This window comes from Psychrobacter sp. 1U2 (genome assembly GCF_051847575.1).
In genome coordinates this window covers 1-735 of record NZ_JBPYDC010001028.1, presented here as the reverse complement: position 1 = coordinate 735, position 735 = coordinate 1, and the positions used below count along the sequence as shown (strand labels likewise).

2 pseudogenes are annotated in these 735 nt (G+C 37.8%); both read left to right on the top strand.

From position 1 onward, the window contains the following. Positions 1–106 (top strand): annotated as a pseudogene (locus ACS8FD_RS20190) (pseudouridine synthase); the annotation flags it as partial. Positions 107–505: 399 nt separating this feature from the next. Continuing rightward, a pseudogene (locus ACS8FD_RS20185) lies at positions 506–735 on the top strand (hypothetical protein); the annotation flags it as partial.

The window sequence follows — 735 nt, the reverse complement described above, 5'->3', positions numbered from 1 at the left end:
TAAGGTCGTTGAACTACACCGCGCCAGTATTGGTCATATTACATTAGAAGGTTTGGATAAAGGGGATAGCCGCTTTTTGACAGAAGAAGAAGTCGCGAAATTCTAGACTTTATGTAGCAGAAAAGTTGCCTCATACTCTTTCCAACATCCACTCGTAAAAAGCCAGTTACCCAAAACAACTATCAGCAGCAGGCACCGTATCGGTCGTCTGTTTGCTGATGTTGCCTGTCTCTTAAAGCTGGGTAGCAGTTTTGCAAAATAAAGCACTCAGCGCTTATCAAGTGCTTATAAAAATCTGCCAATGTGCTACAGTCTCAGCAGCTTAATTAATCTACTTTTTTACATAGTGTTGCTGTTTTCAATATAATCTTCTAAATATAGTTTCTTGTTTTAAAATTAAGAAATAAAGAACATGAATTAAAGTTCTTAATTAAAAGACCTTAATTGAAGAAAATTTAGAAGTTTTGATTCAGTAATCTACTACGAACTTGATAGGACAACGCTTGTGAAACGACCTGTATTAAAATTTGCTAGTCTTATTAGTACCATGTTATTAGTGACGACTGCCTGCGCTGAGCCAACCGTTAAGAACTCCATAAGTAAAAGTACGAGTCAAAACACTAGCCAAAACGCAAAGAATACAACAGCAACTGGCGAAGTTGGTGCTGCTATCGATAGTCAGCTACGCCAAGTGCTGACCCAAGCTGGTATTAAGACGCAAATTACTTCTATTTC